General features: G+C 39.1%; 14 protein-coding genes, 1 tRNA gene and 1 other RNA gene. 7 read left to right on the top strand and 9 right to left on the bottom strand.

Translation table 11 applies throughout. From position 1 onward, the window contains the following. Nucleotides 1-27: 27 nt before the first annotated feature. The 8 genes from ACUXZ4_RS07575 to ACUXZ4_RS07610 all read right to left on the bottom strand — a co-directional run bounded on the left by ACUXZ4_RS07575 (nucleotide 28) and on the right by ACUXZ4_RS07610 (nucleotide 5,884). The gene (locus ACUXZ4_RS07575) at nucleotides 28-657 is read right to left on the bottom strand and encodes a homoserine/threonine efflux transporter (RefSeq protein WP_464972604.1); all 630 of its coding nucleotides are present in this window, start codon (nucleotides 655-657) and stop codon (nucleotides 28-30) included. Between the two features lie 7 nt (nucleotides 658-664). Continuing rightward, nucleotides 665-1,153 (bottom strand): phosphatidylglycerophosphatase A family protein, encoded by a 489-nt coding sequence (locus ACUXZ4_RS07580; RefSeq protein ID WP_464972605.1) that lies wholly within the window; start codon nucleotides 1,151-1,153, stop codon nucleotides 665-667. A 2-nt stretch (nucleotides 1,154-1,155) separates the two neighbouring features. After that, the gene (thiL, locus tag ACUXZ4_RS07585) at nucleotides 1,156-2,151 is read right to left on the bottom strand and encodes a thiamine-phosphate kinase (RefSeq protein WP_464972606.1); all 996 of its coding nucleotides are present in this window, start codon (nucleotides 2,149-2,151) and stop codon (nucleotides 1,156-1,158) included. A 46-nt stretch (nucleotides 2,152-2,197) separates the two neighbouring features. Beyond that, complete coding sequence (nusB, locus tag ACUXZ4_RS07590) at nucleotides 2,198-2,626, bottom strand: transcription antitermination factor NusB (RefSeq protein WP_464972607.1); 429 nt, start codon at nucleotides 2,624-2,626, stop codon at nucleotides 2,198-2,200. Between the two features lies 1 nt (nucleotide 2,627). Beyond that, the gene (gene ribH, locus ACUXZ4_RS07595) at nucleotides 2,628-3,098 is read right to left on the bottom strand and encodes a 6,7-dimethyl-8-ribityllumazine synthase (protein WP_464972608.1); all 471 of its coding nucleotides are present in this window, start codon (nucleotides 3,096-3,098) and stop codon (nucleotides 2,628-2,630) included. A gap of 116 nt (nucleotides 3,099-3,214) precedes the next feature. Beyond that, complete coding sequence (locus tag ACUXZ4_RS07600; RefSeq protein ID WP_464972609.1) at nucleotides 3,215-3,808, bottom strand: histone; 594 nt, start codon at nucleotides 3,806-3,808, stop codon at nucleotides 3,215-3,217. A gap of 134 nt (nucleotides 3,809-3,942) precedes the next feature. Then, entirely contained in the window at nucleotides 3,943-4,770 is an 828-nt protein-coding gene (dapD, locus tag ACUXZ4_RS07605; RefSeq protein ID WP_464972610.1) for a 2,3,4,5-tetrahydropyridine-2,6-dicarboxylate N-succinyltransferase, read from the bottom strand. Nucleotides 4,771-4,948: 178 nt separating this feature from the next. After that, nucleotides 4,949-5,884 carry a Kdo(2)-lipid IV(A) acyltransferase gene (locus ACUXZ4_RS07610; RefSeq protein WP_464972611.1) on the bottom strand — a complete coding sequence of 312 codons (936 nt, stop codon included), beginning with the start codon at nucleotides 5,882-5,884 and terminating at the stop codon, nucleotides 4,949-4,951. 134 nt (nucleotides 5,885-6,018) lie between these two features. On the opposite strand from ACUXZ4_RS07610, the gene hldE reads away from it, so the two are divergent. The 5 genes from hldE (at nucleotide 6,019) to ACUXZ4_RS07635 (ending at nucleotide 11,025) form a co-directional block, all read left to right on the top strand. Further along, nucleotides 6,019-7,449 (top strand): bifunctional D-glycero-beta-D-manno-heptose-7-phosphate kinase/D-glycero-beta-D-manno-heptose 1-phosphate adenylyltransferase HldE, encoded by a 1,431-nt coding sequence (gene hldE / locus ACUXZ4_RS07615; RefSeq protein ID WP_464972612.1) that lies wholly within the window; start codon nucleotides 6,019-6,021, stop codon nucleotides 7,447-7,449. Nucleotides 7,450-7,536: 87 nt separating this feature from the next. Next, nucleotides 7,537-7,613, top strand: a tRNA-Val gene (locus ACUXZ4_RS07620). A 107-nt stretch (nucleotides 7,614-7,720) separates the two neighbouring features. Continuing rightward, the gene (gene prfC / locus ACUXZ4_RS07625) at nucleotides 7,721-9,301 is read left to right on the top strand and encodes a peptide chain release factor 3 (RefSeq protein ID WP_464972613.1); all 1,581 of its coding nucleotides are present in this window, start codon (nucleotides 7,721-7,723) and stop codon (nucleotides 9,299-9,301) included. A 202-nt stretch (nucleotides 9,302-9,503) separates the two neighbouring features. Beyond that, nucleotides 9,504-10,640 (top strand): molecular chaperone DnaJ, encoded by a 1,137-nt coding sequence (dnaJ, locus tag ACUXZ4_RS07630; protein WP_464972614.1) that lies wholly within the window; start codon nucleotides 9,504-9,506, stop codon nucleotides 10,638-10,640. A 49-nt stretch (nucleotides 10,641-10,689) separates the two neighbouring features. Next, entirely contained in the window at nucleotides 10,690-11,025 is a 336-nt protein-coding gene (locus ACUXZ4_RS07635) for a carboxymuconolactone decarboxylase family protein (RefSeq protein WP_464972615.1), read from the top strand. Between the two features lie 63 nt (nucleotides 11,026-11,088). On the opposite strand, the gene rnpB is transcribed toward ACUXZ4_RS07635, so the two are convergent. Then, an RNA gene (gene rnpB, locus ACUXZ4_RS07640) (RNase P RNA component class A) lies at nucleotides 11,089-11,469 on the bottom strand. A gap of 114 nt (nucleotides 11,470-11,583) precedes the next feature. Here rnpB and ACUXZ4_RS07645 point away from each other — a divergent pair. After that, entirely contained in the window at nucleotides 11,584-12,519 is a 936-nt protein-coding gene (locus ACUXZ4_RS07645) for a KpsF/GutQ family sugar-phosphate isomerase (protein ID WP_464972616.1), read from the top strand. A 9-nt stretch (nucleotides 12,520-12,528) separates the two neighbouring features. Beyond that, a complete protein-coding gene (locus ACUXZ4_RS07650) occupies nucleotides 12,529-13,074 on the top strand; it encodes a KdsC family phosphatase (RefSeq protein WP_464972617.1) in 546 nt (181 codons plus the stop codon). Nucleotides 13,075-13,281: the final 207 nt, after the last annotated feature.

The following is a 13,281-nucleotide window of genomic DNA, read 5'->3' on the forward strand; positions in this document are numbered from 1 at the left end:
TAAAACCTTCCAAATGGAAGGTTTTATTTATATGGAAAGTTCCAATATGCCACTATAAACTAAATAACCACCAAACAAAGCGAAAACTAATCCAGCAAAATTATCGATATAACGACTATATTGCGTATAAATTTGTTTTACTGCTGGACGTGAAAATAAAACCGAAAGTACATAAAAATAAACAAAGGTTTCAATAATCATAATCGCTAATGCAATGAGGATTTGCCACGTTTGCGTTAAATTGACTAAAACGAGTGACATCACGCTACTAAAATAAATTATGGCTTTTGCATTAGATAGATTAACAAATAATCCTTTTAGCACTTCTTTTTTGATACTCGTCTGCTGGTTAAATTCTTGTTCGGTATAGTTCTCAAATTTTACATTGCCACGACTTTTAAGCATTAATACGCCCAGATAAGTTAAATAAGCACCGCCTAAAACCATAACAATGCCATGCATCATTGGCATGGTTGTAAACACAAAGGCTAAACCAAGCATTGAAGCAACAGCCCAAAAAGTAACGCCTAACGTAATGCCAATCACACCGCAAACAGCATTACGTCTTGAATTACTAGCAGCCATTCTGCTCACATAGAAAAAATCAGGTCCAGGTGTTAATAAGCCAAAGAAATGTACAATCATTAAATTAAGCATAATCAACCTATGCAATCAACGAATAAAAAAATAACAATAATACGGCATATACAGCAGCCAAGACATCATCAATCATGATGCCAAAACCATTTTCTAATTTTTGATCAAAGATTTTAATTGGATAAGGTTTTAAAATGTCGAAAAAACGAAATAGCACAAATGCCACAATGCACCACAACAGATTTATTTCAGGTACCGCGGCTAACACTAACCAGATACCAATAAATTCATCCCACACGATTGAACCATGATCATGAACGCCCATATCATCGGCTGTCTTTTGGCATAAATAGCAACCTAATACAAAACAAAGTGCGGTGAAAAAAAGGAAAGTTTTTATGGTTAAACATTGCAACAACAATGCACCTAAAATCAACCCAGCTAAACTCCCCCAAGTCCCCGGTGCAGGGCGAATCAAACCAGAGCCGAAACCTAGGGCTAAAAAATGAATGGGATTTGTTAAGCTAACCTTTGCTAAGGGATTTTCAGAATTCATATTTATTTAAAATGCTCGAAACTAGTTAGTTGTAAATCAATCGGTTGGTTATGGCGTTGATAGAGAATATTTGATGGTTGCTTTTCTATCATTTGACCAATGCAAGTACAAGGCACACCTAATGAAGCTACATGTTGTTCTAACTCCGCTTGTTTCTCTTGTGGCACCGTAAAACACAGCTCATAATCTTCACCACCTTGTAACGCCAATAGCTCGGCTTTCTCTCGTCCATATAGATTAACAAGTGCTTCAGAGCAAGGCAAATCTTCTAAATTTAACACCGCACTTAGATTGCTACGCGCTAAAATATGTCCAAGATCTCCGACTAAACCATCAGAAAGATCTAAGGCACAATGGGAAAGTTGATGTTTCGCTAACAATTGCCCTAATTCGATTCTCGGTGTTGGATGAAGATTACGACGAATCAAAAAAACTTCGTCAGAATTAACCGCAGTTTTATGATGTTGATAATGTTCTGATAGCAAATAAAAGCCAGCTAAACCATCACCAATAGTGCCTGAAACATAAATCCAATCACCGACTTTCGCTTGATGACGACTGAGTGCTGTGTTTGCATCCACAAATCCTTGCGCTGTGATGGTAATTGTCGGGATTTTGCCACTTGTGGTATCACCACCAATTAATTTCACATTATATTGATTTAAAATCTCAAACATTCCTTGGCTAAATCCCTTCAACCAATCAGAATCAATTTTGGGTAAAGTTAATGCGAGAGAAACCCAAGCTGGCTCAGCCCCCATGGCTGCCAAGTCACTGAGGTTAGTCGCAATGGCTTTATAACCTAAATCACGCGGATCAATATTGGGATAAAAATGAGAGTTTTCCACCATAGTATCCGTCGTAATTGCCAATAGCTTACCTTTAGGCACTTGCGTTAAAGCACAATCGTCGCCAATCGCTAAATGAACATCATTCCTGCCAATTTGACGTGGTGCCTCAAAAAATGTTTGAATAAGATCAAATTCACCATTTGCCATATTTTTAACCTAAAAAAAGGTGGGATTTCCCACCTTTAATTTTTATTTACTTACGACCTAAAGCTGGTGCAACTTTATCTAATACACCATTAATATATTTATGACTTTCTTCAGCCCCGAAGGTTTTCGCCACTTCAATTGCTTCATTAATAACAACCTTGTAAGGCACGTCTAACTCATACTTTAATTCATAGGTAGCTAAACGTAGAATTGCTTTTTCAATTGGAGTGAGTTCTTCCGTTGTGCGATCTAAGAAAGGCGCTAAAGTACTGTCCACTGCTTCCACAAATTCTACAGTCTGACGGAATAATTTGCGGAAGTAAGGGATATCAACACCTTTTAAATCCTGTTCAGTAACAAAAGTAAGTTCAACTTCCGCCACATCATTTTGTGATACAAACCATGAATATAAGGCTTGTACTGCACATTCTCTCGCTCGACGACGAGCTGAAGGCTTCTTCATTTGTTCTTTCATATTATGCTTTAATTTGATCCAATAAATTGATCATTTCTAATGCTACTAATGCAGCTTCAGCCCCTTTGTTGCCTGCTTTAGTTCCTGCACGCTCAATAGCTTGTTCAATATTTTCAGTGGTTAATACACCAAAAGCGACTGGGATATCACAATTTAAAGAAACATGGCCAATACCACTACTCGCTTCTCCCGCAACATATTCAAAATGTGCAGTACCACCGCGGATGACTGTACCTAATGCAACAATTGCATCAAATTTTTTACTTTCTGCTAAACGACGAACTGCTAAAGGTAATTCATAAGCACCTGGCACTTTAACCAAAGTAATATTTTCATCTTTTACTTGCCCAACACGTTTTAATGCATCTACAGCCCCATCAACTAAACTATCATTAATAAAATGATTAAAACGAGCAACTACTACAGCAATTTTTGCATGAGGAGCGGCTAAAACGCCTTCTAATACTTTCATTCTTTTTCCTTAATATACCATCAATAATGGTCGGCTATTCTAACACAGAATTTATGAATTGATAATAAAAAGGAAGCCGATTGGCTTCCTTCTATAATAGATTAAAGATGAATGAATTATTTAGTCACTGCATCTTTTACTTCAGCAGCTTTTTCAGAAACCGCATCCATAGATTTAGTTACTGCTTCTTTAGCTTCTTCAACTTTACCCATTGCTGCTTCTTTTGCATCAGCTGCTTTATCCATCGCTGCATCTTTCACTTCTGCCGCTTTATCCATCGCCGCATCTTTCATTTCTGCAGCTTTGTCTTTAGCTTCAGCTGCTTTATCCATCACTGCATCTTTAGCTTCATTTACTTTTTTCATTGCAGCGTCTTTCATTTCGTCTGCTTTAGCCATAGCTGCGTCTTTCATCTCATTCGCTTTAGCCATAGCTGCATCTTTCATTTCATCAGCTTTTGCCATAGCTGCATCTTTCATTTCATTCGCTTTAGCAACTGCCGCATCTTTAACTTCATCTGCTTTAGCAACTGCAGCATCTTTTACTTCATTTGCTGCTTGGCTTACTGCCGCTTTAGCTTCTTCAACTTTCGCTGCTACTGCTGTTTTTGCTTCTTCAGTTTTGCTAGCGACTTCTTGTTTCGCTTGATCACAAGCCGCTAATGCTAATGTTGAGCTTAATACTAATGCTGCTAATACTGATTTTTTCATTGTTGTACCTATAAAATTGTTCATAATAAAGTTATCACTATATGGATAACGAACCTACGATAAATGTGGCATTTTTAAGCCACATTCAGATTTCTAAGACATATAAATTAAAAGAAAGTTCAAATTTATATGAATTATTCTTCAATACTGCGTAATAATTCGTTGATACCTACTTTACCTAATGTTTTTGCATCAACTTTTTTCACGATAACTGCACAGTAAAGGTTATATTTGCCACATTTTGAAGGAAGGCTACCGGATACGACAACTGAACCTGCTGGCACACGTCCGTAGAACACTTCGCCCGTTTCACGATCATAAATCTTAGTTGATTGACCAATGAATACGCCCATTGAGATTACACAACCGTCTTCTACAATAACGCCTTCTACCACTTCAGAACGTGCGCCAATAAAACAGTTGTCTCCAATAATAGTTGGATTTGCTTGTAATGGTTCCAATACACCACCGATACCTACACCACCAGACAAGTGTACATTTTTACCAATTTGTGCGCATGAACCAACAGTTGCCCAAGTATCTACCATGGTACCTTCGCCAACATAAGCACCAATATTTACATAAGATGGCATTAACACCGCATTTTTCGAAATATATGCGCCCTTACGTACAGTTGCAGAAGGCACCACGCGGAAACCTTCTTGCGCAAAACGTTCTTCCGTATAATCTGCAAATTTTAATGCAACTTTGTCGTAATATTTTGTTTCTGCACCATCAATTAGCTTATTGTCATTAATACGGAATGAAAGTAATACTGCTTTTTTCAACCACTGATGAGTCACCCAATCACCATCAATTTTTTCCGCTACACGATATTTACCACTATCTAAGCCTTCAATCACTTCTTCAATCGCTGCACGAGTTTCCGCATCAACAGTTTTTGGTGTAATTTCCGCACGACGTTCAAACGCGGCTTCAATGATTGCTTGTAAATTCGACATATTCGTTTCCTATAAGTTGTTAGTAAAATTCGGGAAATAGTTTTACCATATTTTAGTTAAAAACACATCCTTTTATTTCAATAGGCTAGCCTTATACATAAAACAAAGAAAAAATACACCGCACTTTTGCAAAGTCTTGCTATATAAAAAGGGGCTTGAAGTGCCCCCTTTAATTCCTCTAACGATATTTTTTGCCATCGTCGCCATCTTGTTCTGTTTTAAAGCGACGGTGTAACCACATATATTGATCCACGCCTTTTAGAATTTCATGTTCAATCAATTGGTTCATACGAATCGCAACATCCCTTTCATCTGACAAATCGGAGAAATCGACAGCTGGCGAAATACTGACGGTATAGCCTGCTCCATCTTCATTTCTTAAAGGTACAAAGGGCACCACTTTACTATTAGGAGAGGCTTTCAATAAAAAATAAGAACCCGTCGTCGTTGCCGCATCTTGTACCGCAAAAAATGGAACAAACACCGCACTTTTTCGCCCATAATCATGATCTGGCGCATACCAAATAGTTTCGCCTTTCTTCAAGGCTCTGACCATACCACGTAAATCTTTGCGATCTAACATATACTTGTTAGAACGCAAACGCCCCCATGTTTGTAACCAATTCATAATAGGCTTGTCATTTGGGCGATAAATACCTACGCCTGCATGATGTAATCCTACAATTCGAGCCCCTAATTCCAAGGTTAAAAAATGAATTCCCACCAACAAAATACCGTCTTTTGCATGATGGGTTAAATGTTCTAAACCCTCAATTTTTGCCCATTTTTTAATGCGACGATCAGACCAAAACCACGCCATACCCGTTTCAATCACCGCCATGCCTACTGCCCGCATATTTTTTCGTAAAATATCTTCACGTTGTTGCTGAGAAAGCTCAGGAAATGCTAATTCTAAATTCCGGCGAGCAATTTTTTCACGACGTTTGCCCACTTTTAATTTTGAAAAAAGCCAACCTAAACCATCGCCAATTTTAAGCAATATAGGGTAAGGCAAGCAAAGTATTAACCAATAGACGCCCAATCCGAGCCAAAATCCCCAATATTTTGGGTGTAAAAAGGCAGTTTGAAATTGCGGCATTTGTTGTTGTGACATAACCTAATCCAGAATAGAAACCACAGATAAATTCGTTATAGTGTAACGGAATTTGAATGAAATTTTAAGCCAAACTCTTTTTGGCTGTGGTAAAATCAGTAAAATTATTTATTTTAATGTTCAGGATAACTATTATGACTCAATTTTCAGCTCATTTCCCAAACGCTAATGTATTAGTTCTCGGCGATGTTATGCTTGATCGTTATTGGTTTGGTGCAACCAATCGTATTTCCCCTGAAGCACCTGTACCTGTTGTGCGCGTGCAAGAAAATGAAGAGCGCGCTGGTGGTGCAGCTAACGTAGCAATGAATATCGCCTCATTGAATGTACCAGTCAAATTGCTTGGCTTAACAGGTAACGACGAAGCGGGTAATGCGCTTACACAATTATTAGAGAAACAAAAAATCAATTGCGATTTTGTCAAATTGGATTCTCACCCAACCATTACTAAATTACGTATTCTTTCTCGTCATCAACAATTATTACGTCTTGATTTTGAAGAGGATTTTCATCAAGTCCGCAACCAAGATTTACTAAATAAGCTAGAAAGTGCGGTAAAAAATTGTGGTGCTTTAGTGCTTTCTGATTACGGCAAAGGTACATTAAACGATGTGCAACAGATGATCCAAATTGCACGCAAAGCGAATGTACCGGTGTTGATCGATCCGAAAGGCACTGACTTTGAGCGTTATCGCGGTGCTACCCTACTAACACCAAATATGTCTGAATTTGAAGCTGTCGTAGGTAAATGCCATAGCGAAGAAGAAATTATTCAAAAGGGATTAAAATTAATTTCTGACATAAATTTAACCGCACTTTTAGTCACTCGTTCAGAGAAAGGCATGACGTTATTACGCCCTGCTCAACCTGCTTATCATTTACCAACAGAAGCCAAAGAAGTGTTTGATGTTACAGGTGCAGGAGATACAGTGATCAGCGTGCTTGCAACCGCATTAGCAGATGGACGTTCTTTTGAAGAAGCTTGCTATTTGGCCAATGTTGCCGCTGGCATTGTGGTTGGAAAACTGGGTACATCGACAGTGTCCACCGTCGAACTTGAAAATGCAATTCATGGACGAACGTCAAATGGTTTCGGGATTATGAACGAAGCGGACTTAAAAGTAGCAGTCCAATTAGCGAAAGATCGCGGTGAAAAAATTGTGATGACTAATGGCTGCTTTGATATTTTACATCCTGGTCATGTTTCCTATTTAGAAAATGCGCGTAAATTAGGTGATCGTCTCATTGTTGCCGTAAATACGGATAATTCAGTGAAACGTTTAAAAGGTGAAACTCGTCCAATTAACGATTTAAATAGCCGAATGAGTGTATTAGCTGGTTTGGCATCAGTGGATTGGCTAGTCGAATTTGATGAAGACACACCACAACGTTTAATTAGCGAAATACTCCCTGACTTGCTAGTTAAAGGTGGCGATTACAAACCTGAAGAAATTGCAGGATCTAAAGAAGTTTGGGCAAATGGCGGTGACGTACTGGTGCTCAACTTTGAAAATGGTTGTTCCACAAGTAATGTAATAAAGAAAATTCAACAGCTAAAAAGTTAATCGTTGAGTTATTAATCAATCAAAAATGGGATTGCTAAAAACGCTTGTTTTTAAGAAAATCTTTCTATATTATAACCGCACTTTTATGCGACTATAGCTCAGTTGGTTAGAGCACCACCTTGACATGGTGGGGGTCACTGGTTCGAGTCCAGCTAGTCGCACCATCCTATTTCCCAAGCCTTTCGGCATTTACCGAAAGGCTTTTTTATTTGAAAAAATACCGAAATTCAGCGACAATACGCAGAATTTTTTAACTTATTACGAAATAATTATGTCATATCCACAACAAGTCAATAAACGACGTACTTTTGCAATTATCTCTCACCCCGATGCGGGTAAAACAACCATTACAGAAAAAGTGCTATTATACGGAAATGCTATTCAAACAGCAGGTTCCGTAAAAGGCAAAGGCTCCGCAGCACATGCCAAATCAGACTGGATGGAAATGGAAAAACAACGTGGTATTTCTATCACCACCTCCGTCATGCAATTTCCTTATAATGATTGTTTAGTCAACTTATTAGATACACCGGGGCACGAAGATTTCTCGGAAGATACCTACCGCACTTTAACCGCAGTGGACAGTTGTTTAATGGTTATCGACAGTGCAAAAGGGGTTGAGGAACGAACCATTAAATTAATGGAAGTGACTCGTTTGCGCGATACGCCGATCATTACTTTTATGAACAAACTCGACCGAGATATTCGTGATCCAATGGAATTATTAGACGAAGTAGAAAGCGTATTAAATATCCATTGTGCACCTATTACTTGGCCAATTGGTTGCGGCAAATTATTTAAAGGGGTTTATCATCTTTATAAAGACGAAACCTATTTATACCAAAGCGGTCAAGGTCATCGAATTCAAGAAGTACGTGTCGTCAAAGGATTAAATAGTCCAGAATTAGACGCTGCGGTTGGTGATGATTTAGCTCAACAATTGCGTGATGAATTGGAATTAGTGAAAGGTGCTTCTAATGAATTTGAGCATGATTTATTTATTCAAGGCGAACTCACCCCTGTTTTCTTTGGTACCGCATTAGGCAATTTTGGCGTAGATCATTTCCTTGATGGTTTAACCGAATGGGCACCAGCACCACAAGCGCGTCAATCAGATTCACGTTTAGTGGAAAGTAGCGAAGAAAAACTCACTGGTTTTATCTTTAAGATTCAAGCCAATATGGATCCAAAACACCGAGATCGCGTGGCATTTATGCGTATCGTATCTGGTAAATATGAAAAAGGGATGAAATTCCACCATGTGCGTATTGGTAAAGATGTGGTAATTTCAGATGCGCTCACATTTATGGCGGGCGATCGAACCCATGCTGAAGAAGCTTATGCCGGAGATATCATCGGTTTACATAACCATGGCACCATTCAAATCGGCGATACGTTCACCCAAGGTGAAACGTTAAAATTCACCGGTATTCCGAACTTTGCGCCAGAATTATTCCGCCGTATTCGTTTAAGAGATCCTCTTAAACAGAAACAATTATTAAAAGGATTAGTTCAGCTTTCAGAAGAAGGCGCAGTACAGGTATTCCGCCCTTTAACAAACAACGATTTAATTGTTGGTGCAGTGGGTGTCCTTCAGTTTGATGTGGTAGTATCCCGTCTAAAATCAGAATACAACGTTGAAGCAATTTATGAAAACGTCAATGTTGCTACTGCGCGTTGGGTTGAATGTAGCGATGCGAAAAAATTTGAAGAATTCAAGCGTAAAAATGAGCAAAATCTCGCCTTGGATGGCGGTGATAACCTCACTTATATCGCACCAACAATGGTGAATTTGAATTTAGCACAAGAACGCTACCCTGATGTTGAGTTCTTTAAAACCAGAGAACATTAATCCCCAAAAGTGCGGTGAATTCCACCGCACTTTTCTTATTCAGAGGAGCATTCATAAGCATTTGAGCAAGAATAAACCTCAACATTATTTTAAAATAAATACAGAGAGAATGATAATGCCCCCTTGTAATTTAGTTACAAGCCACCATATCCAATAATAAAATTTTATTTGATAAAAATCAGAACAACAAAACGGAAATATTATGGCAAAGCAAGATTATTATGAATTACTTGAAGTCGATCGTGGTGCTGATGAGAAAACCATCAAACGAGCTTACAAAAAACTAGCAATGAAATATCACCCCGACCGCACAAAAGGGGATAAAGCCTTAGAAGAAAAATTTAAAGAAATTCAAGAAGCCTATGAAATTTTAAGCGATAAAGAAAAACGCGCCGCTTACGATCAATATGGACATGCAGCCTTTGAACAAGGTGGTTTTGGTGGTGCTGGCGGCTTTGGCGGAGGTTTCAGCGGTTTTAGTGGCTTCGGTGGTTTTGAAGATATTTTCAGCGAAATGTTTGGTGGCGGATCTGGTCGCCAACGTGTAGTTCGTGGAGATGATTTACGCTACGATATTGAAATCACCTTAGAAGAAGCGGTGAAAGGCGTAACAAAAGATATCCAAATTCGTACTTTAGTACATTGTGATCATTGTGATGGCTCTGGTGCAGAAAAAGGATCTAAAGTAGAAACCTGTCCAACTTGTCATGGCTCAGGTCGAGTTCGTCGTCAACAAGGTTTCTTCATGACAGAAACCACCTGTCCAACCTGTCATGGTAGAGGGAAAAAAATCGAAAAAACCTGTAAAAAATGTCATGGCGATGGACGAGTACATAAAACCGAAAATCTATCAGTTAAAATTCCAGCGGGTGTTGATACAGGAAATCAATTACGTTTAGCAGGCAAAGGGGCAGCTGGCGAAAATGGCGCACCTGCAGGCGATTTATATGTGGTAATTCATGTTCAAGATCACCATATTTTCGAGCGCGATGGTAATAACCTCTATTGTGAAGTGCCAATCAGCTTTACACAAGCCGCGCTTGGCGGGGAAATTGACGTGCCAACATTAGATGGACGCGTTAAATTAAAAATCCCAGAAGGCACACAAAGTGGTAAAATGTTCCGTATGCGAGGCAAAGGTATTTCAGCCATGCGCACAGGTTACAGCGGCGATTTAATTTGCAAAGTGATTATTGAAACCCCTGTTTCACTGAATGAAGAGCAAAAAGAATTACTATTACAACTGGAGAAAAGTTTGGAAGGACAAAATGCACAACGCCCGAAATCCTCTAACTTCTTTGATGGTGTAAAAAAATTCTTTGATAATTTAGGTAAATAAACTCTTTTTATCTAAAACAACCCAACAAATCATCATATAGGAGATTGTTATGTTTCAAAATTGGCCAGAACACACCGCACTTGTTAAGGATTCTTTTGCGGAATTAGGTAAAAAGCATCCAAAAATGTTGGACGCTTATAAAGCACTTAATCAAGCAGCTGCGGCGGAAGCACTTGATTTGAAAACACGCGAACTCATTGCCTTAGCCGTTGCAGTAACCACGCGTTGTGAAAGTTGTATCAGCGTACACGCAGCAGAAGCAGCTAAAGCAGGTGCAACAGAAAGTGAAATCGCAGGTGCATTAGCAACAGCAATCGCATTAAATGCCGGTGCTGCTTATACTTATTCATTAAGAGCATTAGAAGCAGTTGAAAAACAGAAATAATATTCTGTTTTAAAACGTTTCATCACATAAAAAAACCGCTGATAAAATCAGCGGTTAAAATTTGGAATGAGTCAGTCGATAAGCCGGGTTCTGTCGTTGGACAATCATTCCTCTAGGCACACATTCGCATGTATGCTCAAGCAACCTACCCGAACTCTGAGCGGGCACACCCATTGAGTTCCTATTTGGTCTTGCTACGAGTGGAGTTTACCCTGCCATGCACTGTTGCCAGCCATGCGGTGCGCTCTTACCGCACCCTTTCACCCTTACCAACCGAAGTTGGCGGTCTGCTCTCTGTTGCACTTGTCGTGGGCTCACGCCCCCCAGGCGTTACCTGGCACTCTGCCCTATGTAGCCCGGACTTTCCTCTCGTCTACTTGTCCCACTAGGTCGTTAAACAACGGTTAAGGGCTTCAATAAACCAGCGATTGTCTGACTAACTCAAGGCGTAGTATAACGGAATTTTCCCTAGAGTGAAACGAAAACTTACGCTAAAATACAGGCATAACATCAAGTTAAAACTTTTAATTTTTTAACCGCACTTGTGAGATGAACAATATGAATCATTTACAAAATGGTCGTCAAACTATCACTATTGCCGAACAAGCATTAGCGAAATTGAGCCAAAACTTAGATAACACATTCAATGAAGTGGTTGAATTAATTCTACAATGTGAAGGACGTGTCGCCATTTCAGGCGTGGGAAAATCGGGCTTAATCGGACAAAAAATTGTCGCCAGTTTGGCTTCTACAGGCACGCCAAGTTTCTTTTTACACCCAACAGAAGCATTCCATGGCGACTTAGGCATGTTAAAACCTATTGATATCGTCGTATTGATTTCTTACAGTGGCGAAAGCGATGAAGTCAACAAACTGATTCCAAGCTTAAAGAATTTTGGTAATAAAATCATTGCACTAACCAGTAATAAAAAATCAACTTTAGGTAAACACGCCGACTATGTTTTAGATATCACCATTGATCGTGAAGCTTGCCCAAATAATCTAGCGCCAACGACTTCTGCTCTTGTCACTCTTGCTTTAGGCGATGCACTAACTGTTGCGCTGATTCATGCACGCAACTTCCAGCCTATTGATTTTGCTAAATTCCATCCAGGTGGTTCATTAGGTCGTCGTTTATTATGTCGCGTAAAAGATCAAATGCAAACGCGCCTACCTGTGACCGAACCTTCAACTAGCTTTACTGATTGCTTAACCATTATGAATGAAGGGCGTATGGGCGTGGCATTAGTTATGCAAGATAAAAAACTACAAGGCATTATTACCGATGGTGACATTCGACGTGCATTAAGTGCCAATGGGGCAGATACGCTCAATAAAACAGCACAGGATCTAATGACCAAAAATCCAAAAACCATTCATCAAAATGAATTTTTATCCGCCGCTGAAAGCTTTATGAAAGAGAAAAAAATCCATTCATTAGTGGTATTAGATGATAATCAGCAAGTAGTCGGTTTAATTGAATTCTCAAGCTAAGGAATCAATATGCTCACAGAAAAATTACAACAGATTAAATTAGTGATAACAGATGTTGATGGTGTATTGACCGATGGTTTATTGCATTATGATGCCAATGGCGAAGCGATTAAAAGTTTTCATGTGCGTGATGGCTTAGGTATTCGTATGCTGATTGAACAAGGTATTCAAGTCGCTGTACTTTCAGGACGTTCTTCTCCGATTTTACAGAAACGAATTGCCGATTTAGGCATTCAGTTTGCTCTATTAGGCAAATTAGAAAAAGAAACAGCTTGTTATGAATTAATGAAGCAAGCTGGCGTCACACCAGAACAAACCGCTTATATCGGTGATGATAGTGTTGATCTTCCCGCATTTGCGGTTTGCGGCTTATCTTTTGCTGTAGCTGATTCGGCTAACTATGTAAAAGATTGCGCGGACTACGTCCTTAATTTAGGCGGAGGCAAAGGCGCCTTTCGTGAAATGTCAGACATGATTTTAATGGCACAAGGCAAAACCGACGTTTACGCCACCGCTGCCGGTTTCCTAAAATCAGTACAAAATATGGCACAATAACTTAAAAAGCGCGGTCAAAAATAAAGGAAATTTGACCGCAAATTTTTATATTGTGAGTGGATAATAAAAAGCCTTTTCTGATCAGCCCAGAAAAAGTTGGACTATCTAATCAACTTATTAAGCTGCAAATTCTTATAACTAAATACAACTAATCTTTCAAGCAATAAGACATCGAGTTTCATTCTCAACAATGGTAAAAATAATCAT

The organism is Reella acinonychis (assembly GCF_052828705.1).